16 protein-coding genes and 1 pseudogene are annotated in these 21,518 nt (G+C 66.9%); 7 read left to right on the top strand and 10 right to left on the bottom strand.

Annotation, left to right across the window (positions count from 1 at the left end; all coding sequences use genetic code 11):
* Positions 1–159 precede the first annotated feature (159 nt).
* The 3 genes and pseudogenes from PTT45_RS20285 (at position 160) to PTT45_RS20295 (ending at position 4,054) form a co-directional block, all read left to right on the top strand.
* Positions 160–1,533, top strand: coding sequence for an MFS transporter (locus PTT45_RS20285; protein ID WP_273815790.1), 1,374 nt, complete (start codon positions 160–162; stop codon positions 1,531–1,533).
* Between the two features lie 20 nt (positions 1,534–1,553).
* On the top strand, positions 1,554–3,110 hold the full coding sequence (gene garD, locus PTT45_RS20290; protein ID WP_273815792.1) for a galactarate dehydratase: 1,557 nt from the start codon (positions 1,554–1,556) through the stop codon (positions 3,108–3,110).
* 18 nt (positions 3,111–3,128) lie between these two features.
* Positions 3,129–4,054 (top strand): annotated as a pseudogene (locus tag PTT45_RS20295) (2-hydroxyacid dehydrogenase).
* Positions 4,055–4,191: 137 nt separating this feature from the next.
* Here the strand turns inward: PTT45_RS20295 and PTT45_RS20300 are convergent.
* The 6 genes from PTT45_RS20300 to PTT45_RS20325 all read right to left on the bottom strand — a co-directional run bounded on the left by PTT45_RS20300 (position 4,192) and on the right by PTT45_RS20325 (position 11,543).
* On the bottom strand, positions 4,192–5,259 hold the full coding sequence (locus PTT45_RS20300; RefSeq protein ID WP_337961744.1) for a GGDEF domain-containing protein: 1,068 nt from the start codon (positions 5,257–5,259) through the stop codon (positions 4,192–4,194).
* A 128-nt stretch (positions 5,260–5,387) separates the two neighbouring features.
* Positions 5,388–5,834 carry an NfeD family protein gene (locus tag PTT45_RS20305; RefSeq protein ID WP_273815794.1) on the bottom strand — a complete coding sequence of 149 codons (447 nt, stop codon included), beginning with the start codon at positions 5,832–5,834 and terminating at the stop codon, positions 5,388–5,390.
* Entirely contained in the window at positions 5,831–6,754 is a 924-nt protein-coding gene (locus PTT45_RS20310) for an SPFH domain-containing protein (RefSeq protein WP_273815795.1), read from the bottom strand. The genes PTT45_RS20305 and PTT45_RS20310 overlap by 4 nt, the downstream gene beginning before the upstream one ends.
* Positions 6,755–6,811: 57 nt before the next feature.
* A complete protein-coding gene (locus PTT45_RS20315; RefSeq protein ID WP_273815796.1) occupies positions 6,812–8,596 on the bottom strand; it encodes a GspE/PulE family protein in 1,785 nt (594 codons plus the stop codon).
* Positions 8,597–8,632: 36 nt separating this feature from the next.
* Complete coding sequence (locus PTT45_RS20320) at positions 8,633–9,997, bottom strand: CYTH domain-containing protein (protein WP_273815797.1); 1,365 nt, start codon at positions 9,995–9,997, stop codon at positions 8,633–8,635.
* 73 nt (positions 9,998–10,070) lie between these two features.
* Positions 10,071–11,543, bottom strand: coding sequence for an inorganic phosphate transporter (locus tag PTT45_RS20325; protein ID WP_273815798.1), 1,473 nt, complete (start codon positions 11,541–11,543; stop codon positions 10,071–10,073).
* A gap of 168 nt (positions 11,544–11,711) precedes the next feature.
* On the opposite strand from PTT45_RS20325, the gene argE reads away from it, so the two are divergent.
* On the top strand, positions 11,712–12,851 hold the full coding sequence (gene argE, locus PTT45_RS20330; RefSeq protein ID WP_273815799.1) for an acetylornithine deacetylase: 1,140 nt from the start codon (positions 11,712–11,714) through the stop codon (positions 12,849–12,851).
* Between the two features lie 112 nt (positions 12,852–12,963).
* The gene (gene argA / locus PTT45_RS20335) at positions 12,964–14,262 is read left to right on the top strand and encodes an amino-acid N-acetyltransferase (RefSeq protein WP_273815800.1); all 1,299 of its coding nucleotides are present in this window, start codon (positions 12,964–12,966) and stop codon (positions 14,260–14,262) included.
* A 59-nt stretch (positions 14,263–14,321) separates the two neighbouring features.
* Here argA and rmf read toward each other — a convergent pair whose 3' ends face one another.
* From rmf to PTT45_RS20355, 4 genes are all read right to left on the bottom strand, one after another.
* Entirely contained in the window at positions 14,322–14,519 is a 198-nt protein-coding gene (gene rmf / locus PTT45_RS20340) for a ribosome modulation factor (protein WP_273815801.1), read from the bottom strand.
* Positions 14,520–14,650: 131 nt separating this feature from the next.
* On the bottom strand, positions 14,651–16,237 hold the full coding sequence (gene gshA / locus PTT45_RS20345) for a glutamate--cysteine ligase (protein WP_273815802.1): 1,587 nt from the start codon (positions 16,235–16,237) through the stop codon (positions 14,651–14,653).
* A 150-nt stretch (positions 16,238–16,387) separates the two neighbouring features.
* Positions 16,388–16,774, bottom strand: a complete 387-nt coding sequence (locus PTT45_RS20350) for a PaaI family thioesterase (protein ID WP_052081126.1) — start codon at positions 16,772–16,774, stop codon at positions 16,388–16,390.
* Positions 16,775–16,777: 3 nt separating this feature from the next.
* A complete protein-coding gene (locus PTT45_RS20355; protein WP_273815803.1) occupies positions 16,778–19,111 on the bottom strand; it encodes a Tex family protein in 2,334 nt (777 codons plus the stop codon).
* A gap of 170 nt (positions 19,112–19,281) precedes the next feature.
* On the opposite strand from PTT45_RS20355, the gene ompR reads away from it, so the two are divergent.
* Both ompR and PTT45_RS20365 read left to right on the top strand, forming a co-directional pair.
* Positions 19,282–20,013: an osmolarity response regulator transcription factor OmpR gene (gene ompR / locus PTT45_RS20360; RefSeq protein ID WP_273815804.1), complete on the top strand. Its 732-nt coding sequence runs from the start codon at positions 19,282–19,284 to the stop codon at positions 20,011–20,013.
* Between the two features lie 109 nt (positions 20,014–20,122).
* Entirely contained in the window at positions 20,123–21,436 is a 1,314-nt protein-coding gene (locus PTT45_RS20365; RefSeq protein WP_273815805.1) for an ATP-binding protein, read from the top strand.
* Positions 21,437–21,518: the final 82 nt, after the last annotated feature.

Below are 21,518 nucleotides of genomic sequence, written 5' to 3' on the forward strand. Positions count from 1 at the left end.
AATCCATGCCTGGTCGCCGCTGCCGCGCGATGTCCGGCTCCCGGAGGCCATTCCGAGTACAACCGCCCCTGCCTGGTGCGCTGATCGCCCCGGCACGCGGCCCAGGCCGCAAGCCGGTAGCCTGTATTAACCCCGACAAGAACAAATGGGGAATCAACCATGCAAGAACTCAAGCAGACCCGCGTGCGTTACCTGATCCTGCTCATGCTGTTCCTGGTGACCACGATCAACTACGCCGACCGCGCGACCATTTCCATCGCCGGCTCCAGCATGCAGAAGGATCTCGGCTTCGACGCCGTGACCCTCGGCTATATCTTCTCCGCCTTCGGTTGGGCCTATGTGATCGGGCAGATCCCGGGCGGCTGGCTGCTCGACCGTTTCGGCTCCAAACGCGTGTATGCGGCGGGCATCTTCATCTGGTCGCTGTTCACCATGTTGCAGGGCTTTGTCGGCGTGATGCCGCTAGCCTGGGCCGTGGTCACCCTGTTCGTCATGCGCTTCCTGGTCGGCTTTGCCGAGGCGCCGTCGTTCCCCGGCAACGCGCGCATCGTCGCGGCCTGGTTCCCCACCGCCGAACGCGGCACCGCCTCGGCCATCTTCAACTCCGCGCAGTACTTCGCCACAGCACTGTTCGCTCCGCTGATGGGCTGGATCGTCCACGCCTTCGGCTGGGAGCACGTGTTCATCGTGATGGGCGCGCTGGGCATCGTCTTCTCCGGCATCTGGATGAAGACCATCTACAACCCCAAGGACCATCCGCGCATCAATGCCGCCGAACTGGCGCACATCGAGAGCAACGGCGGCCTGGTCGACATGGACCAGAAGAAGGCCGGCGGCGGACCCAAGTGGAGCTACATCAAGCAGCTGCTGACCAACCGCATGCTACTCGGCGTGTACCTGGGCCAGTACTGCATCAACGGCATCACCTACTTCTTCCTCACCTGGTTCCCGGTGTACCTGGTGCAGGAGCGCGGCATGACCATCCTCAAGGCTGGTTTCGTCGCCTCCCTGCCGGCGATCTGCGGCTTCATCGGTGGCGTGCTCGGCGGCCTGATCTCCGACTGGCTGCTGCGCCGCGGTCACTCGCTGACCTTCGCCCGCAAGCTGCCGATCGTGGTCGGCCTGCTGATGTCGACCAGCATGGTGTTCTGCAACTACGTCTCGGCGGAGTGGATGGTGATCGGCTTCATGAGCCTGGCCTTCTTCGGCAAGGGCATCGGCGCGCTGGGCTGGGCAGTGGTGGCGGACACGTCGCCGAAGCAGATCGCCGGACTTTCTGGTGGCCTGTTCAACACCTTTGGCAACGTCGCCTCGATCACCACGCCGATCGTCATCGGCTACATCATCGCCGCCACCGGTTCGTTCAAGTGGGCCCTGGTGTACGTCGGCGCCAACGCCTTGGTCGCGGTGTTCAGCTATCTGGTGATCGTCGGCAAGATCCAGCGCGTGGAGCTGGATGACGGCCCCAGCCCGCAGGGCGGGCAGGAGCCCGAGGCGGCGCCCGGCCAGCCGCAGAAACTGGCGTCGGCCTGAGTTCCCGAGGAGTACGTGACATGCAGTTGATTGCCCACCAGGATTCGCCGCGCTACATCCGCCTGCACCCCGCCGACAACGTCGGCGTGGTGGTCAACGAACAGGGGGTGGCCGCCGGCGGTCGTTTCGACGATGGCCTGGAAGCCGTCGAGGGGATTCCGCAGAGCCACAAGGTGGCCCTGCGTGACCTCGCCGAGGGCGCCGAAGTGGTGCGCTACGGCGAGGTGATCGGCTACGCCCTGCGCGCCATCGCCGCCGGCACCTGGGTCACCGAGGCGCACCTGCGCATGCCCGAGCCGCCGGCGCTGGACAACCTGCCCAAGGCGACCCTGCCGGCGCCCGCGGTGGAGCCGCTGGAGGGCTACAGCTTCGAGGGCTTCCGCAATCCGGACGGCACGATGGGCACGCGCAACATCCTCGGCGTGACCACCACCGTGCAGTGCGTGGTCGGTGTGCTCGACCACTGCGTGGATCGTGTGCGCAAGGAGATCCTGCCGCGCTACCCGCACGTCGACGACGTGGTCGCCCTGTCGCACAGCTATGGCTGCGGCGTGGCGATCAACGCGCCGGACGCGGTGGTGCCGATCCGCACCCTGTACAACATCAGCCGCAATCCCAATCTGGGTGGTCAGGCGCTGGTGATCGGCCTCGGCTGCGAGAAGCTGCAGGCTAACCAGCTGATGGATGGCGACGCGCTGACCAATGGCATGGACGAGGAGGAGTGGCTGTTCCGCCTGCAGGATTCCGGCAGCGGCTTCACCGGCATGGTCGAGCAGATCCTGGCGATGATCGAGGAGCGCCTGAAGGTGCTCAACGAGCGCCGCCGCGAGACGGTGCCGGCCAGCGAACTGGTAGTCGGCATGCAGTGCGGCGGCAGCGACGCCTTCTCCGGCATCACCGCCAACCCGGCTCTCGGCGTGGCCGCCGACCTGCTGGTGCGCGCCGGCGCCACCGTGATGTTCTCGGAGAACACCGAGGTGCGTGACGGCATCCATTTGCTCACCCCGCGTGCGGCCTCGGTGGAAGTCGCCGATGCGCTGATCCGCGAGATGGATTGGTACGACTCCTACCTGGCCCGCGGCATGGCCGATCGCAGCGCCAACACCACGCCGGGCAACAAGAAGGGAGGGCTGAACAACATCGTCGAGAAGGCCATGGGCTCGATCGCCAAGTCCGGCTCCAGTGCCATCGCCGGGGTGGTGTCGCCGGGCGAGCGGATTCGCGGCAAGGGCCTGTGGTTCTGCGCCACGCCGGCCAGCGACTTCATCTGCGGCACCCTGCAGATCGCCGCCGGGATGAACCTGCACATCTTCACCACCGGTCGCGGCACGCCCTACGGCCTGTCCATGGTGCCGGTGATCAAGGTCTCGACCCGCACCCAGCTGGCCGAGCGCTGGCCGGACCTGATCGACGTCGACGCCGGGCAGATCACCTCGGGGCGCATGAGCCTGGAGGAGATGGGCTGGCACATCTTCCAGCTGTACCTCGACGTGGCCAGCGGCCGGCAGCAGACCTGGGCCGAACGGCATAAGCTGCACAACGACCTGACCCTGTTCAATCCGGCACCGGTGACCTGAGTCGTCGTGGAGACTGAAATGACCGCACCCCACGTCCTGCATCTGGGCCCGCTCAGCGAGCGCTTCAATCGCACCCTGGTCGAGCGCCACGGCGCCACCGCGTTGTGGCAGCAGGCCGACCCGCAGGCGTTCCTGCGCGAGCACGGTGGCGAGTTCGGGCTGCTGGTGTCGTCGTCGCGCTTCGGCTGCAGCGCCGAGCAACTGGCCTGCCTGCCGAACCTGCGCGCCATCTGCAGCTTCGGCGTCGGCTACGACCCTTACCCGCTGGACCTGCTATCGCCCTCAGCACCACGCCGGACGTGCTCAACGACTGCGTGGCCGACCTGGCTTTGGGCCTGATGATCGACACCGCGCGCCAGCTGGCCGCGGCCGACCGCTTCGTGCGTGCCGGCAGCTGGCTCGGCAGCAGCTTTCCGCTGACGCGCAAGGTCAGCGGCAAGAAGCTCGGCATCGTCGGCTACGGTCGCATCGGCCAGGCCATTGCCCGGCGCGCCGAGGGCTTCGATATGCCGGTGCGTTACCACCAGCGGAGAGAGAATCCGGCCAGCTCGCATGGCTACGAGGCTGACCTGCTGGCGCTGGCGCGCTGGGCGGACTTCCTGGTGCTGGCCTGCCCGGGTGGCGCGGCCACCCATCACCTGATCGGCGCTGAGGTGCTGGCCGCATTGGGCCCGCAGGGCATCCTGGTCAACATCGCCCGCGGCAGCGTGGTCGACCAGGCGGCGCTGGTCGAGGCGCTGCTGGCGGGCACGCTCGGCGGCGCCGGTCTGGATGTGTTCGAGGCCGAGCCACAGGTGCCCGAGGCACTGTTCACCTTGCCCAACGTGGTGCTGTTGCCGCACGTCGGCAGTGGTACCGAGGAGACCCGTTTGCAGATGGAAGAGCTGGTGCTCGCCAACCTGCAGGCCTTCATCGACAAGGGGGAGCTGCTGACGCCGCTCTGACCCCGACGAATATGAGGGTTCGCCCCGGGGCGCACCGTCATATCCGGATCGCCGCCACAAGCGCCGATCCGGCCTCCCACGAAGTTGTACTGAAAATCTTGCAGTAGCGGCGCACCACGAGTGCGCCGTTTTTTTTGCTAGGGCAGGGTGTCGGAGATGCGCATCTCCAGGTTGCCGCTGACCAGGCAGTTGCGACCCTGCTGCTTGCCGGCATACAGGCGGGCGTCGGCGCAGCGATACAGCTCGTCGGTGGTTACGCCATCCTGCGGCCACTGGGCCAGGCCGAAGGTGGCCGAGAGGGCGATGGGCTGCTCGCCATAGTGCAGCGGGTGGCTGCTGATCAGCTCGCGCAGCGCTTCCACCAGCGGCTTGGCGCTGTCGAGGTCGGTGCTGCGCAACAGCAGGCCGAACTCCTCGCCGCCCAGGCGGCCGAGGGTGTCGGTGACGCGCAGGCGCTCCAGCAGCAGGTCGCAGATATGGCGCAGGGCATGGTCACCGGCCTCGTGGCCCCAGCGATCATTGACGGCCTTGAAGTGGTCGATGTCCATCAGCACCAGCACCAGCGGGCTGTCGCTGCGCTGCGCTTCCTGCAGGGCGCGCAGCAGCTCCTGCTTGAAGTGGCCGCGGCTGGCCACGCCGGTCAGCGGGTCGGTCTGCGCCTGGTGCTCGATCTGCGAGAAGGTCACCGCGCGGCGGGTCTCGTAGAGGTGGACGAAGACCAGGATCAGGGCGCCGCAGAGGATGGCGTTGCCCGCGTCGATCATCGCGTGCGGGGTCTGCGGCAGCGGATAGCGCCAGTAGTACAGCAGCAGGGCGGTGCCGAGGAACGGCACGGCCAGGCGCAGGCCGCGCTGTTTGCCGAGCAGCAGGTAGGACAGCAGCGGAATCAGGTAGGTCCAGACGAAGGCGCTGGAGGAGGCCTCCGGCATCAGGGTGATGTAGACCAGGAAGGCGCAGACCGGTACCAGATAGAGGTAGATCCACAGTTCCAGGTGATGGGTCTTGTAGATGCCGCGCGAGGCCCACAGCAGGGCCGCGCAGACCAGCAGCTCGACGCTGGCGAACAGGGCGTTGTCGGCGAGGAACTGGAGAATCGAGAAGCCGCCGATGGTCAGGCCAGTAGCGGCGAAGATCAGGCTCATCAACGAGCGCCTTGCGCTGTCTTCCAGGCCTGTCTGGCGGGGGCCTCTTGGGGGCGGTGGCATGGCGTCTTCCGGCTGACGTCTTGGGCTTTGTCGTGCAGGGTAGCCGATTCGGCCCAGCTGGACAAAAAGTGATCGGTTGGCGAGAGGTCGGGCGACCAGCGCGAAGGCTGGCTGGTCGCCTCGCTCGACTAGAGCGGCTGCACGACCAGCAGCACGCCGTTCTGACCGGTGACCTGTACTTCGCTGCCGGCCGGCAGGTCGGGGCCGCTGACCAGCCAGAGGGTGTCGCCGGCCTTGATCTTGCCGCGGCCGCCGACGATGGCTTCGTGCAGGACGAAGTTGCGGCCGACGAACTCGCTGCCGCGACGATTCAGGCCTGGTGCATCCGAGGGCTTGGCCGCGCTGCGCTGGCGTTGCCACCAGAACACCGCGGTAAGCACCGAGAGCAGGGCGAAGACGAGGAACTGCCAGGCCCAGGGCAGCTCCGGGAACAGGTAGGTGAGCACGCCGACCGCGGCGGCGGCCATGCCGATCCACAGCAGGTAGCCGCCAGCGCCGAACACCTCGAGAATCAGCAGCACGGTGCCGAAGGCCAGCCAGTCCCAGAACGACAGGTGCTGCAGGTACTCGATCACTTCTTGCCGTCCTTGTCGAAGGTGGCGCGGACGATCTCGCCGATGCCGCCGACGGCGCCAATCACCTGAGTGGCTTCCAGCGGTATCAGCACCACCTTGCTGTTGTTGGCCGAGGCCAGCTTGCCCAGAGCCTCGACGTACTTCTGCGCGACGAAGTAGTTGACCGCCTGCACGTTACCGCCGGCGATGGCCTCGGACACCACGCGGGTCGCCTCGGCCTCGGCCTGGGCAGCCCGCTCGCGGGCCTCGGCCTCGAGGAAGGCGGCCTGGCGCTCACCCTCGGCCTCGAGAATCTGCGCCTGTTTCTTGCCCTCGGCGGTGAGGATCTCGGCCTGGCGCTTGCCTTCGGCTTCGAGGATCTGGGCGCGCTTGAGGCGCTCGGCCTTCATCTGGCTGGCCATGGCCTCGACCAGATCGGCGGGCGGGCTGATGTCCTTGATCTCGATACGGGTGACCTTGATGCCCCAGGGCGCGGTCGCCTCGTCGACGGTGCGCAGCAGGCGCTCGTTGATCGCGTCACGCTGGCTGAGCATCTGGTCCAGCTCCATCGAGCCGAGCACGGTGCGGATGTTGGTCATCACCAGGTTGCGGATGGCGTGCTCCAGGTTGTTCACCTCATAGGCCGCCTGGGCCGAGTTGATTACCTGGAAGAAGCACACCGCATCGATGGTGACGATGGCGTTGTCGGCGCTGATCGCCTCCTGCGGCGGGATGTCCAGCACGCTCTCCATGACGTTGAGCTTGCGCCCAATCTTGTCCATCACCGGCACGATGATGTTGAGACCCGGCTTGAGTGTGTTGGTGTAGCGGCCGAAGCGCTCCACCGTCCACTCATAGCCCTGCGGTACTACCTTGAAGCCCATGAACACGACGGCCACGGCCAGGCCGACGAAGAGAAAGATCACACCACCGACTTCCATAAAAACTCCTTTTTCGCGGTTGGGTCATGCGGGCAGCGCAGCGCTGCCCGGTTCAGTTCACTTCTGTTCGCTCTGCGGAGTGACCCGCAGCACTTCCTCGATGGTGGTCAGGCCGGCGGCGACCTTCTGCGCGCCGGACAGGCGCAGGCTGCGCATGCCGTCCTTGAAGGCGCCGCGACGCAGGGCCACGAGATCGGTATCGGCGTTGATCAGCGGCTTGATGCCATCGTTGAGCAGCATGATCTCGTAGACCCCGGCACGGCCACGGTAGCCGGTCTCGCGGCACTCCAGGCAGCCGACGGCGCGATGGGCGCCGGTCGGCAGCGGGGCGCTCCAGGGCCGGGTCAGTTCCTGCCAGTTCTCCTCGTCCAGCTCCACCGGCGCCTTGCAGTGCGTGCACAGGGTGCGCACCAGGCGCTGGGCCATGACGCCGAGGATGGTGGCCTTGAGCAGGTAGTGCGGTACGCCCAGCTCGAGCAGGCGGCTGATGGCGCTGGGCGCGTCGTTGGTGTGCAGCGTGGACAGCACCAGGTGACCGGTCAGCGCCGCCTGGATGGCCATCTCGGCGGTTTCCAGGTCGCGGATCTCGCCGACCATGATGATGTCCGGGTCCTGGCGCATCAGTGCGCGCACGCCTGCGGCGAAGTTCAGGTCGATGTTGTGCTGCACCTGCATCTGGTTGAAGGCGCCCTCGATCATCTCGATCGGGTCCTCGATGGTGCAGACGTTCACCTCCTCGGTCGCCAGCTGTTTGAGCGTGGTGTACAGGGTGGTGGTCTTGCCCGAGCCGGTGGGGCCGGTGACCAGGATGATGCCGTTGGGCTGGCCGGTCATGCTCTCCCAGCGGCGCAAGTCGTCCGGCGAGAAGCCAAGCTGGTCGGGGCTTTTCAGCAGCACCTCGGGGTCGAAGATCCGCATCACCATCTTCTCGCCGAAGGCGGTGGGCAGGGTCGACAGGCGCAGTTCCACTTCACCGCCGTCCGGGGTCTTGGTCTTGATCCGGCCGTCCTGCGGCTTGCGTTTCTCGGCGATGTTCATCCGTCCGAGGTTCTTCAGGCGGCTGACCACCGCCATGGTTACCTGGATCGGGAACTGATAGACGTTGTGCAGCACGCCGTCGATGCGGAAGCGCACGGTGCCGGTCTCGCGACGCGGCTCGATGTGGATGTCACTGGCGCGTTGCTGGTAGGCGTACTGGAACAGCCAGTCGACGATATTGACGATGTGCGCGTCGTTGGCATCCGGCTCCTGGTCCTGGGCACCGAGGTTGAGCAGCTGCTCGAAGTTGCCGGCACCGCTGATCTTCACATCCTGGGCGCTGGCGCTGCTGACCGAGCGAGCCAGGCGATAGAACTCGTTGGTGAAGCGCTGCAGGTCCGCCGGGTTGACCACCACTCGCTTGATCGGGCGCTTGAGCACGTGGATCAGGTTGCTTTCCCAGCCATGCACGAAGGGTTGTGCGCTAGCGATGGTCACCGCTTCGCTGTCCACCGCCACGGCGAGGATCTTGTGACGCTGGGCGAAGGCAAAGGACATCAGCGGGGTCACGGCGGCCACATCGATCTTTAGCGGGTCGATGCGCATGTACGGCTGGCCGGAGTGGTTGGCCAGCCACACGGTGAGACCTTCCAGGTCGTGTTTCTTGCCCGGGCGCTGCAGGTCATCGACCTGCTGGGCGGCGAGGAACTCCAGGGGGTGCAGCTGGGCATTGGCCGAGGAGCGGCGTAGGATCATGCACTGCTCGGCCTGCTCCTGGGCGATCCGCCCCTGGGCCACCAGTTCGCGGAGGATATCGTTGAGGTCGAGCCAGCGGTCCTGGGCGGGTGAGGCGAGGGCGGACATGGAGCTCCCTTTGTTCTGGATGACGGGGCGAGCAGCTTATTTCAGCAGCAGCTTCCAGGGTTTGAGCGTCGCCACAGTATGGGCTTGTGCCACGCGTGCGGCCAGCACCTCGGGATCGTTGGCCGGGGAGAACAGCGCTTGCAGTTTGCCCAGCTCGCCATACAGGCGATCCAGCTCGGGCAGCTCCGGTACCTGACGGGCCAGGCGCAGCCAGGCCTGGATGCGCTCGAGGCGCGGCAACTGCTCGGCCAGCCCCTCGGGGAACTGCTGGTAGTGCTTCAGGCGCAGACCCTCGGCCTCTTCGCTCAGCAGGGTCGGCAGCCAGTTGCCCAGCGCGGCGTTGCCCTGGCGCTGGCCACGGTTGTTGCGCTCGACGGTCCAGGCGCGGGCGAGCAGCCAGCGCGACAGCTGCAGCGACAGCAGGCCCCAGCGGTTGCCCAGCAGCTCGCCGGCGAACATGGCCGGGCAGTTGTGGCGCAGCGCTTCGTCGTCGCGGCCGGCGGCCAGACGCGGGCGCCAGTCGGCCAGCAGGGCGTCGAGGCCTTCACGCAGCTCGCGGCTGGAGGCGCGCGGCGCGGCCTGGCCGAGGCTGCTGAGCAGCGCGCGCAGGTCGATCAGCTGTTGCAGCCATTGCTCCAGCAGCTTCCAGTGGCCGTTCCAGCGGTATTGCTCGGCCAGGCGCTGGCTGCTGCCCAGCAGGTGCCAGGCGAGGGCGGCGAAGGCGTCGTCCAGCGTCATTTCGGCGTTCAGCTCAGGCAGCGGCAGGCTCAGGCTGTAGCTGCCGGCGTCGTAAAGGCGATAGCCGCGCTCGGCCTTGCTGATGTCGCAGGGCATCAGCGGCAGGTCGGCGGCCAGCTCGCAGGCCAGCTCCAGCAGGGCGGCCGGCTCGCCTTCGCGCAGTTCCAGTTCCAGCTCGCAGATTTCTTCCTCGCCCTCGCCGGCGACCACCTTGCCCAGGTCCAGGGCCGCTTCGATCACAGTCTTGGCCTTGCCACGGCCCCAGGCGATCTCCGCCTTCTCGCGGACGAAGTCGGTGGTGAAGATCGGTTGCAGGCTCTTCTTGTCCAGTTCGGCCAGGCTGGCCGGCCAGCAGTCGTCGCCGAGCAGCTTGAGGTCGAGCTTGGCCTTCTTCAGCTGCCAGTCCCACTCGTTACGCTCGGACAGCCCGGCCACGCTCTGGCCGCGACTCTTCAGGGTCTGGATGAACTGCTCGCCATCGCGGCGTAGACGCAGGGCGACCTTGGCCCCGGCCAGGTCGCGCTCGGCGGTGTCGTAGTACTGATTGAACAGCTCGTGGGTCTGCCAGCCGGACTTGTTGCGCTTCTTCAGCAGCGGGTGGTCGCGCAGGGCGGCGAGGGTTTCGCGGCTGGCGCGCAGCTTGATCTCGGTTTCTTTGGCCATTTCGGGACTCTCTGAGCAATTCGAAAAACAACAAGGCCGCCCGTGGGCGGCCTTGTCATGCGGCGGGCGGTGTTCAGACGAACAGCTTCACGCCCAGCCAGAACAGACCTGCGGACAGCAGGATGGTGGCCGGCAGGGTCAGCACCCAGGCCATCAGGATATTGCGCACTGTACCGAATTGCAGGCCGCTCTTGTTGGCGACCATGGTGCCGGCGACGCCGGACGACAATACGTGGGTGGTCGACACCGGCAGGCTGTAGATGTTGGCCATGCCGATGGCGATGGACGCGGTGATCTGCGCGCTCATGCCCTGGGCGTAGGTCATGCCCTGCTTGCCGATCTTCTCGCCGACGGTCAGTACCACGCGCTTCCAGCCGACCATGGTGCCGATGCCCAGCGCCAGGGCCACGGCGAAGATCACCCAGGTCGGGGCGTATTCGGTGGTGGCGGTGAGGTCCTTGCGCAGCTTCTCGAGGTCGGCCTTCTCGCGCTTGGGCAGGCCTTCGAGCTTGCCGACCTTCTTCGCGGTGTCGTCCAAGCACAGCAGGTAGCGGCGTACCTGGGTGCGCTTCTCGTTGTCCATCTGGTTGTAGTCGGTGACGCCGCTCAGGTCCTGCAGCAGGGCGACGATGGTCGGCTCGGTCAGCTTGGCATCGCAGCGGAATTGCTGGGGCATCTCGGCAGTGTTGTTCTTGCCGAGGGCCAGGTACTCGCTCAGCGAGTCGTGGTTGCGGCTGTAGAACTGCTGCAGATGCTGGGCGGCGTCGCGGGTACGCTCGATCTGGTAGGTGGTGCTATTGAGGTCGAGGACGAACTTGGCCGGGACGATGCCGATCAGCACCAGCATGATCAGGCCGATACCCTTCTGGCCGTCGTTGGAGCCGTGCACGAAGCTCACGCCCATGGCGGAGGCGATCAGCACCACGCGGTTCCAGAACGGCGGCTTTTTCTTGCCCTTGATTTCCTTACGGCTCTCCGGCGTCTCGTGCATCTTCGAGTCGGCGAAGGCGCGGCGCAGGCCGATCAGGATCAGCGCGGCGACGGCGAAGCCGGCCAGCGGCGAGAGCAGCAGGGACAGGCCGATGTCGATCGCCTTCTGCCAGTTCACCCCGTCGGCCAGCGGCACGTGGGTGAGCAGGGCGTTGGCCAGGCCGACACCGAGGATCGAGCCGATCAGGGTGTGCGAGCTGGAGGCGGGGATGCCGAAGTACCAGGTGCCCAGGTTCCAGGCGATGGCCGCGCTGAGCAGGGAGAACACCATCACCAGGCCGTGGGCGGTGTTGACGTTGATCAGCAACTCAACCGGCAGCAGGTGGACGATGGCGTAGGCCACGCCGATGCCGCCGAGGACCACGCCGAGGAAGTTGAAGATGCCGGAGGCGATCACCGCCAGGTGCGGCGGCATCGCCTTGGTGTAGATCACCGTGGCCACCGCGTTGGCGGTGTCGTGGAAACCGTTGATGAATTCGAAGGTCAGGACAAAGGCGAGGGCCAGCACCAGACTGATGGCAACCCAGGCATCGAGCCCGCTGAATATCTCGAACATGACGTTTTCGTGACCGGAAAAAGGGGCGCGAAGTATGCCAGATGGCGGGAACTTTCGCTCGGCGGCACGTTTCCGAACGTGTCGGCTCGGACGAAAGGTCGTGCCGGCGCGGCGTAGGCAGGGGCCGCCGGCCTCTCTATGATGGGCGCAGAACGATGGAGACACGCCATGCCGCTTCCCTCTCTCAAGGATCAGTTCGCCGCACTGATCGCCACGCCCTCGGTGAGCTGCACCCAGCCCGGCTGGGATCAGTCCAATCGCGCGGTGATCGAGCTGCTGGCTGGCTGGCTGGGTGATCTCGGCTTCGCCTGCGAGATCCAGGAGGTGGCGCCGGGCAAGGCCAACCTGCTGGCCACCTACGGCAGCGGTCCCGGCGGCCTGGTGCTGGCCGGGCACAGCGATACCGTGCCGTTCGATGCCGCGCTGTGGCAGAACGACCCGCTCAAGCTGACCGAGCAGGGCGATCGCTGGGTCGGCCTCGGCGTGTGCGACATGAAGGGCTTCTTCCCGCTGGTGGTCGAGGCGGTGCGCGGTCTGCTCGATCAGCCGTTCAAGCAGCCGCTGCTGGTGCTGGCTACCTGCGACGAAGAGAGCTCGATGGCCGGTGCCCGCGCTCTGGCCGACGCCGGTCGCCCGCTGGGCCGCGCCGCGGTGATCGGTGAGCCGACCGGCCTCAAGCCGATCCGCCTGCACAAGGGCGTGATGATGGAGCGCATCGATATCCTCGGGCAGAGCGGCCACAGCTCCGACCCCAGCCTCGGCCACAGCGCCCTCGAAGCCATGCAGGATGTGATGGGCGAGCTGCGCGCCCTGCGTGCCCAGTGGCAGCGCGAGTTCAGCAACCCGCAGTTCGGCGTGCCGCAACCGACGTTGAACCTCGGCTGCATCCACGGCGGCGACAACCCCAATCGTATCTGCGGCCAGTGCGCCCTGGAGTTCGACCTGCGACCGCTGCCGGGCATGGACCCGGAGCAGCTGCGTGCGGCTATCCGCGCCAAGCTGCAGCCGCTGGCCGAGCGGCACCAGGTGAAGATCGACTACGCGCCGCTGTTCGCCAACGTGCCGCCCTTCGAGCAGTCCGCCGACAGCGAACTGGTGCGCCTGGCCGAGAAGCTCACCGGGCATGCGGCGCAGGCGGTGGCATTCGGCACCGAAGCCCCGTATCTTCAGCAGCTCGGCTGCGAGACCATCGTGCTCGGCCCGGGCGACATCGCCTGTGCCCACCAGCCGGGTGAATTCCTCGAGCTGGCGCGCATCGAACCTACCGTGGTTCTGCTGCGCCAGCTGATCCAGCACTACTGCCTATGACCCGTTCAGCCATGCGAGGCGTGCCGATGTTGCGACGACGCTAGACCGACCTTTGCTTCTCCTCATGGAGAAGGCACTTCATCGCTCGTCCGTCTTTGCCTACAGGCCGCCCATGCACGACTACGTCAACTGGCTCCGCCACGCTTCGCCCTACATCAACGCCCACCGGGACTGCACCTTCGTGGTCATGCTGCCCGGCGAGGGCGTGGAACACCCGAATTTCGGCAACATCGTCCACGACCTGGTGCTGCTGCACAGCCTCGGCGTGCGCCTGGTGCTGGTGCACGGCTCGCGCCCGCAGATCGAGGCGCGCCTGGCCGAGCGTGGCCTGACGCCGCGCTACCATCGCGACCTGCGCATTACCGACGGCCCGACCCTGGACTGCGTGATCGACGCCGTCGGCCGCCTGCGCATCGCCATCGAGGCGCGCCTGTCGATGGACATGGCCGCCTCGCCGATGCAGGGCTCGCGCCTGCGCGTGTCCGGCGGCAACTTCGTCACCGCGCGGCCGATCGGCGTGGTCGATGGCATCGACTACCACCACACCGGCGAAGTGCGCCGGGTCGACCGCAAGGGCATCGGCCGCCTGCTCGACGAGCGCAGCATTGTGCTGCTCTCGGCGCTCGGCTACTCGCCCACCGGGGAGATCTTCAACCTGGCCTGCGAGGACGTCGCCACCCGCGCCGCCATTGACCTGCAGGCCGACAAGCTGCTGCTGTTCAGCGCCGAGCGTGGCCTGATCGACGAGAGCGGCAAGCTGGTGCGCGAGCTGCGGCCACAGCAGGTACCGGCGCACCTGGTGCGCCTGGGCAGCTGCTACCAGGCCGAGCTGCTCGATGCCGCTGCCCAGGCCTGCCGCGCCGGGGTCAAGCGCAGCCATATCGTCAGCTACATGGAAGACGGCTCGCTGCTCACCGAGCTGTTCACCCGCGACGGTGGCGGCACCCTGGTCGACCAGGAGCAGTTCGAATCGCTGCGCGAGGCGACCATCGAGGACGTCGGCGGCCTGATCGAGCTGATCACTCCGCTGGAGGACCAGGGCATCCTGGTGCGCCGTTCGCGCGAAGTGCTGGAGCGCGAGATCGGCCAGTTCAGCATCGTCGAGCGCGACGGCCTGATCATCGCCTGCGCCGCGCTGTACCCGATCGCCGATTCGGAGACCGGCGAGCTGGCCTGCCTGGCGGTGAATCCCGAGTACCGCCACGGTGGCCGCGGCGACGAGCTGCTCGAGCGCATCGAAGAGCGCGCCAGGGCGCTGGGGCTGAAGACCCTGTTCGTGCTCACCACCCGCACTGCCCACTGGTTCCAGGAGCGCGGCTTCGAGGCCAGCGGCGTGGAGCGCCTGCCGGTGGCACGGGCGTCGCTGTACAACTATCAGCGCAACTCGAAGATCTTCGAGAAGGCGCTCTAGGCGCCACTGAAATAAAAAGGGCCGCGATTGCGGCCCTTTTTTCATTCGGGGTGAAAAAATCAGGCGCTGCGCCGCTGATGCTGGGTGTACTGCTCGTTGCCGTCGTCCCAGCCGGCCTCCCAGGCGGCGGCCAGCACTTCGGCAGGGTAGGGTTGAGCATGCTGCGGCTGGCCGGTGAGTCCGGCCATATAGCCTTGCTGGTAGGCCTTGTTCAGGCTTTCCAGGCTCCAGTCGTGGTTGTCTTCGGCGGGCGTCATGGCGGTGGCCAATGCGGGTTTCCCCACAGGCTAGCCCTTGGCGCGGCCGCCGACGTGCCGCTGGTCAGGGCCGAGCGGTCGGCGTGGCGGTTTTGTGACGGAGTCCCGCTAGACGCGCCAGGTGCCTGATTTCAAACGCCTATGCCGAGGATGCTGGCCTGGTAGGCGGCGACGAAGGTGTCGAAGTCGCCGGTTGGCGCGCTCTCCAGCTCGGCCTGATCTGCCAGCGACTCGCGGGCCATGCGCTCGAAGGTCTGCTCCTCGTCGGCACTCAGCGGCTGGCTGCGGAAGGTCGCGGCGTGGGCCTTGCTCTGACGCAGGGCGAAGTCGCGGAAGCTTTCGCCACGCTCCTGCAGCTCGGCCAGTACCTGCGCCGACGGTGTCAGGCTGACGTCCGCCACCTTGCGTTGTTGCAGCTGCAGGGCCTGGCTGTAGGCCTCGCCACCGTAAGCGCGGTCGAGCAGGGCGGCGATGGGGGCGAAGGCTTCCAGTAGCTCGCCGGCCCAGGTCTTCAGCTCGATCTGCTGGCCGTCGCGCTGCAGGTGCAGGCCGGGGCGGCGGCCTTCCTTGACCGTCTTGAGGAAGTTGTCAGTGCTGGCGCGGCACACGCCGCTGGCCAGCAACGGGCTGTCGGACAGGGCGCAGAACAGGATGAAGGCGTCGAGGAAGCGCGCCTGGTCGAGATCGATGCCCAGCGGCAGGTAGGGGTTGATGTCCAGACAGCGCAGCTCGACGTACTGCACTCCGCGGCTCATCAGCGCCTGGATCGGTCGCTCGCCGGAGTAGGTGACACGCTTGGGGCGGATGCTCGAGTAGTACTCGTTTTCGATCTGGATGATGTTGGTGTTGAGCTGCAGCCATTCGCCATTGGCGTCCTTGGTGCCGACCTCGGCATAGGCCGGGTAGGGCGTGGCCACCGCCGCGCGCAGGCTCTCGGTGTAGCTGGCCAGGTCGTTGTAGCAGGGGGTGAGGCCGGATTGGGCGCTGCTCTGGTAGCCCAGGTCGCTCATGCGCAGGCTGGTGGCGTGCGGCAGGTACAGGGTGTCTTCGTCGAGCTGCAGCAGCTGATGCGGGCGGCCGCGCAGGAAGCTGGCGTCCAGGGCTGGGGAGGCGCCGAACAGGTACATCAGCAGCCAGCTGTAGCGGCGGAAGTTGCGGATCAGCGCGATGTAGCCGGCCGACTGGTAGTCGCGCGCGCTCTGCGTGTCGCCATCCAGGCGCTGCAACAGCGGCCACAGGTCTTCCGCCAGGCTGAAGTTGTAGTGGATGCCGGCGATGCACTGCATGGTGCGGCCGTAGCGCAGGGCCAAGCCCTGGCGGTACACGTACTTGAGGCGGCCGATGTTGGAGCTGCCGTAGCGGGCGATCGGGATTTCCTCTTCCTCCGGCAGCAGGCCGGGCATCGAGGGGCTCCACAGGTACTCGCCGTCCAGACGGCTGGCGGCGAAGCGGTGGATGCGTTCGAGGTCGGCCAGGGTGTCGGCCGGGTCGGGCTCGGCCGGGGTGATGAACTCCAGCAGGGCCTCGGAATAGTCGGTGGTGATCTGCGTGTGGGTCAGCGCCGAACCCAGGGCTGCCGGGTGTGGCGTCTGCGCCAGCTCGCCGGTTGCGTTGACGCGCAGGGTCTCGCGCTCGATGCCGTGCAGGCTGCGGGTGAGCAGGGACAGGTGGGCAGCATCGCCGAGCAGGGCCAGGCGGCGGTTGAGGAGATCGCTCAAGATTCTTGTTCCTTCACTCGACGGTCGCCCCTATATGGGGGTGGAGCCGCCACACTGCAAGTCGGGTACGCGGACGGACGCTGTCGCCTGACCGGAAGGGGAGGATGCGCCGACAGCCAGGGTCGGCGCAATCCCGAGGAGCTGGCTCGGTTATTTGCAGATGAAGGTGGCCTGGGCGCTGGCCACCAGCTTGTCGCCCTGGCTGGCGCGCGCCTCGATCACATGCACCTTGCGCCCGGCGTTGATGACCTTGGCGATGCACACCACCTCGCCATCCTCGACGGCGCGGATGTAGTTGATCTTGCACTCCAGGGTCATGCTGCCGGCCTCGCCACCGAACAGGCTATGGCTGGCCTGGCCGAGGGCGGTATCGAGCAGCGAGAACAGCGCGCCACCGTGCATGCGCCCGTGCAGGTTGAGCATCTGCTCCTGCATGTTCATGCGCAGCTCGGCCTCGCCGTTCTCGGCGCGCAGGATGCGGATACCGAGCAGGCGACTGAAGTTGCTGTCCTTGCCGACGGGCGATGCGTCACTCATGGCTTACTTCCTCAGTTGCTTGGCGTTGGCGAACAGCGAGGCCATGGCCGCGTTGGTCGGGGCCGGCTTGTCCTGGCTGGAGTGGCGCTCGCTGCGCGGCTGGTTGCCGCCACGATTCTGCCCACCATTACCGCGGGCACCGCCGCGCGGGCCGTCGACCTTCTCGCCGGGAGTGTCGCTCATGCGCATGGTCAGGCCGACGCGGTTGCGCGGGATATCCACTTCCATGACTTTCACTTTGACGATGTCGCCGGCCTTCACGACCTCGTAGGGGTCTTTGACGAACTTCTCCGACAGGGCCGAGATGTGTACCAGGCCGTCCTGGTGCACGCCGATGTCGACGAAGGCGCCGAAGTTGGTGACGTTGGTCACCACGCCTTCCAGGATCATGCCCGGCTGCAGGTCCTTGAGGCTCTCGACGCCTTCCTGGAACTCGGCGGTCTTGAACTCCGGGCGCGGGTCGCGGCCCGGCTTGTCCAGTTCCTTGAGGATGTCGGTGACGGTCGGCAGGCCGAAGCTCTCGTCGGTGAAGCGCTTGGGATCGAGACTGCGCAGGAAGCTGGAGTCGCCCAGCAGCGAGCGCACGTCGCGGCCGGTATCAGCGGCAATGCGCTGCACCAGCGGGTAGGTCTCCGGGTGCACGGCGGAGGCGTCCAGCGGGTTGTCGCCGTTCATCACGCGCAAGAAGCCGGCGGCCTGCTCGAAGGTCTTGTCGCCCAGGCGCGGTACTTTCTTCAGCTCGGCGCGGGTCTTGAACGCGCCGTTCTGGTCGCGATGGCTGACGATATTCTGCGCCAGGGTGCTGTTGAGGCCGGAGATGCGTGCCAGCAGGGCGGCGGAGGCGGTGTTCACATCCACGCCGACGGCGTTCACGCAGTCCTCGACTACCGCGTCCAGCGAGCGCGCCAGCTTGAGCTGCGACACGTCATGCTGGTACTGGCCGACGCCGATGGATTTCGGGTCGATCTTCACCAGCTCGGCCAGCGGGTCCTGCAGGCGGCGGGCGATGGAAACGGCGCCGCGCAGCGACACGTCCATGTCCGGGAATTCGCGGGCGGCCAGCTCGGAGGCGGAGTACACCGAGGCGCCGGCCTCGGAGACCATCACCTTGGTCATCTTCAGCGCCGGCATGAGCTTGATCAGGTCGATGGCCAGCTTGTCGGTCTCGCGGCTGGCGGTGCCGTTGCCGATCGAGATCAGGTCCACCGCGTGCTTGGCGCACAGCTTGGCGAGGATGGCCAGGGTGCCGTCCCAGTCGTTGCGCGGGGCGTGCGGGTAGACGGTGGCGGTTTCCAACACCTTGCCGGTGGCGTCGACCACGGCCACCTTGCAGCCGGTGCGCAGGCCCGGGTCCAGCGCCAGGGTAGCGCGCGGGCCGGCCGGGGCGGCCAGCAGCAGGTCGTGCAGGTTGCGGGCGAACACGGTGATCGCCTCGTCCTCGGCCTTCTCGCGCAGCTCGCCGAGCAGGTCGGTTTCCAGGTGGGTGTAGAGCTTGACCTTCCAGGTCCAGCGCACCACTTCGCCCAGCCACTTGTCGGCGGCGCGGCCGCGCTGCTCGATGCCGAAGCGCTCGGCGATCATCAGTTCGCACGGGTGCATGGTGCCCGGGGCTTCATCGCCGACCTTGAGGCTGGCGCCGAGGATGCCCTCGTTGCGACCGCGGAAGATCGCCAGTGCACGGTGCGACGGCACGCCCTTGAGCGCTTCGTCGTGCTCGAAGTAGTCGCTGAACTTGGCGCCTTCGGCTTCTTTGCCAGCGACCACGCGGGCGCTGAGGGTGGATTCGTTCTTCAGGAAGGAGCGCAGCTTGTCGAGCAGGCTGGCGTCCTCGGCGAAGCGCTCCATGAGGATGTACTTGGCGCCTTCCAGCACGGCCTTGACGTCGGCGAAGCCCTTCTCGGCGTCGACGAAACGCTCGGCCTCGGCTTCAGGATTGAGGCTCGGGTCGTTGAACAGGCCGTCGGCCAGCTCGCCGAGGCCTGCCTCCAGGGCGATCTGGCCCTTGGTGCGGCGCTTCTGCTTGTATGGCAGGTAGAGGTCTTCGAGGCGAGTCTTGGTGTCGGCCTCGTCGATCTCGCGTTTGAGTTCGGGCGTCAGCTTGCCCTGCTCCTCGATGCTGGTGAGGATCGAGGCGCGGCGCTCGTCCATCTCGCGCAGGTAGCGCAGGCGTTCTTCCAGGTGGCGCAGCTGGGTGTCGTCCAGGCTGCCGGTCACTTCCTTCCGGTAGCGGGCGATGAAGGGCACGGTGGAGCCTTCATCGAGCAGGGCCACGGCGGCGGCGACCTGTTGCGGGAGGACGCCGAGCTCGGCGGCGATACGCTTGTTGATGCTATCCATGAACCCTACCTGACAGAAAAACCACGCCGGTGCCGACGCGAAAGCGCCGCATTATAAACACCGGGTCGGAAAGCATTGGGAACCGTTCGGGGAAAAATCTGCTAACAATGGACAGGCCGCTGCCGGCAGCCCCTGGGCGATAATGCCGGGCCATCCGTACAGGAGAGAACATGAGCAGTACAGCCGCCGCCGAAGGCGAAAAGATCCTCATAGTCGACGACGACCCCGGCCTGCGCCGCCTGCTGGAGCGCTTCCTCAGCGAGCAGGGCTACCGCGTGCGCGCGGTGGAGAATGTCGAGCAGATGGACCGTCTGCTGGCTCGCGAGCTGTTCCAGCTGCTGGTGCTCGACCTCATGCTGCCGGGCGAGGACGGCCTGTCCGCCTGTCGCCGTCTGCGCGAAGCAAACAACCAGGTGCCGGTGATCATGCTCACCGCCAAAGGCGACGAGGCCAGCCGCATCCAGGGTCTGGAAGGCGGCGCCGACGACTACCTGGCCAAGCCCTTCAATCCGCGCGAGCTGCTGGCGCGGATCAAGGCCGTGCTGCGCCGCCAGGCGCCGGTGGTACCGGGCGCTCCGGCCAGCGAGGACGAGACCGTCAGCTTCGGCGAGTACGAGCTGTCACTGGCTACTCGCGAGCTGAAGAAGGGCGAGGAGCTGCACATGCTCACCACCGGTGAGTTCGCCGTGCTCAAGGCCCTGGTCCAGCATGCCCGCGAGCCGCTGACCCGCGACAAGCTGATGAACCTGGCCCGTGGCCGCGAGTGGGACGCACTGGAACGCTCCATCGACGTGCAGATTTCCCGTCTGCGCCGTTTGATCGAGCCGGACCCGTCCAAGCCGCGCTATATCCAGACCGTGTGGGGTGTGGGCTACGTGTTCGTGCCGGACGGCGCCAAGTAGCAGACCGGGTGGGCAGCGCCGCTGACGGCCTGCCCGCCATCGTTCACCTCTTGCTGGAAAGGGCCGCTGGCCGCTTTCCTGCCCATTCCGAATGGCGTCGCGCCCGCAAATGAAAACCCCGCTCTGGTTCCCGCAAAGCTTCTTCGCCCGCACCCTCTGGCTGGTGCTCATCGTCGTGCTGTTCTCCAAGGCCCTGACCCTGGTGTACCTGATGATGAACGAGGACATGCTGGTCGACCGCCAGTACAGCCACGGCGCGGCGCTGACCCTGCGCGCCTACTGGGCGGCGGAGCCGGAGGATCGCGACCACATCGCCGAGGCGGCGACCCTGACCCGCGTGCCGCAGGACAAGGTGCCGGCCACCGAGCAGCACTGGCCTTATTCCGAGGTGTTCCTGCGGCAGATGCAGTCCGAACTGGGGCCTGACACCGAGGTGCGCGTGCGCGTGCAGAGCCCACCGGCGCTGTGGGTGCGTGCGCCGAGCCTGGGGCCGGACTGGCTCAAGGTGCCGCTGTATCCCTATCCGCTGCGCGGGCAGAAGATCTGGAGCGTGCTCGGCTGGTTCCTCGGCATCGGCCTGCTGTCCACCGCGGCGGCCTGGATCTTCGTGCGTCAGCTCAACGCGCCGCTCAAACGCCTGGTATTCGCCGCCCGGCAGTTCGGCCAGGGGCGCAGCGTGCGCCTGCCGATCAGCGATACGCCGAGCGAGATGACCGAGGTCTATCGCGCCTTCAACCAGATGGCCGAGAACATCGAAGGCGGCGCCCGTGAGCGCGAGCTGATGCTGGCCGGCGTGTCGCATGACCTGCGCACGCCGCTGACCCGCCTGCGCCTGTCGCTGGAGCTGATGAGCAGTGATGCCGAGCTGACCGAGGACATGATTCGCGATGTCGAGGACATGAACGCCATCCTCGACCAGTTCCTCGCCTTTATCCGCGACGGCCGCGACGAGAAACCGGAGATCTTCGACCTCGGCGACCTGGTACGCGAGGTGGTTGCGCCCTACAACCAGCAGGGCGAGCAGGTGCGCCTGTGCCTGGAGCAGCTGCCGCTGTTCCCGCTGCGCCGTGTTTCGATCAAGCGCCTGCTGGTCAACCTGCTGGAGAACGCCCTGCGCTACGGCGGCCAGGGCGTCGAGGTGGTCACCAGCCTGGCCGGCGACGAGAGCGCGCCCTATGTGGTGCTCAGCGTGCTCGACCGCGGCCCGGGCGTGGCGCCGGAAGAGATGGGCGAGATCTTCAATCCCTTCATCCGCGGCGACCGTGCTCGTGGCGGCAAGGGCACAGGCCTGGGCCTGGCCATCGTCAAGCGCATCGCCTCGCTGCACGGCGGTAGCGTGGAGCTGCGCAACCGCTCCGGTGGCGGTCTGGAAGCCCGCATCTGCCTGCCCCTGGGCCTGCTGCTGCCACGCGACGCCAGCTAGCAGGTTGTTGAAAAGCTACCTGCGTTGCCATCGCCGCGTTAAAAACAGGCTCAGAATGCTCATTTACCCTTCGTAAACTGCG

The organism is Pseudomonas sp. Gutcm_11s, assembly GCF_028649395.1.
Classification (GTDB): Bacteria; Pseudomonadota; Gammaproteobacteria; order Pseudomonadales; family Pseudomonadaceae; genus Aquipseudomonas.

What these genes read in the sequence shown, in the direction of transcription:
- PTT45_RS20285 (WP_273815790.1), top strand. Translation starts at nt 160, where the DNA reads ATGCAAGAACTCAAGCAGACCCGCGTGCGTTACCTGATCCTGCTCATG.
- garD (WP_273815792.1), top strand. Translation starts at nt 1,554, where the DNA reads ATGCAGTTGATTGCCCACCAGGATTCGCCGCGCTACATCCGCCTGCAC.
- PTT45_RS20300 (WP_337961744.1), bottom strand. Translation starts at nt 5,259, where the DNA reads ATGCCACCGCCCCCAAGAGGCCCCCGCCAGACAGGCCTGGAAGACAGC.
- PTT45_RS20310 (WP_273815795.1), bottom strand. Translation starts at nt 6,754, where the DNA reads ATGGAAGTCGGTGGTGTGATCTTTCTCTTCGTCGGCCTGGCCGTGGCC.
- PTT45_RS20315 (WP_273815796.1), bottom strand. Translation starts at nt 8,596, where the DNA reads ATGTCCGCCCTCGCCTCACCCGCCCAGGACCGCTGGCTCGACCTCAAC.
- PTT45_RS20320 (WP_273815797.1), bottom strand. Translation starts at nt 9,997, where the DNA reads ATGGCCAAAGAAACCGAGATCAAGCTGCGCGCCAGCCGCGAAACCCTC.
- PTT45_RS20325 (WP_273815798.1), bottom strand. Translation starts at nt 11,543, where the DNA reads ATGTTCGAGATATTCAGCGGGCTCGATGCCTGGGTTGCCATCAGTCTG.
- argE (WP_273815799.1), top strand. Translation starts at nt 11,712, where the DNA reads ATGCCGCTTCCCTCTCTCAAGGATCAGTTCGCCGCACTGATCGCCACG.
- argA (WP_273815800.1), top strand. Translation starts at nt 12,964, where the DNA reads ATGCACGACTACGTCAACTGGCTCCGCCACGCTTCGCCCTACATCAAC.
- rmf (WP_273815801.1), bottom strand. Translation starts at nt 14,519, where the DNA reads ATGACGCCCGCCGAAGACAACCACGACTGGAGCCTGGAAAGCCTGAAC.
- PTT45_RS20350 (WP_052081126.1), bottom strand. Translation starts at nt 16,774, where the DNA reads ATGAGTGACGCATCGCCCGTCGGCAAGGACAGCAACTTCAGTCGCCTG.
- PTT45_RS20355 (WP_273815803.1), bottom strand. Translation starts at nt 19,111, where the DNA reads ATGGATAGCATCAACAAGCGTATCGCCGCCGAGCTCGGCGTCCTCCCG.
- ompR (WP_273815804.1), top strand. Translation starts at nt 19,282, where the DNA reads ATGAGCAGTACAGCCGCCGCCGAAGGCGAAAAGATCCTCATAGTCGAC.
- PTT45_RS20365 (WP_273815805.1), top strand. Translation starts at nt 20,123, where the DNA reads ATGAAAACCCCGCTCTGGTTCCCGCAAAGCTTCTTCGCCCGCACCCTC.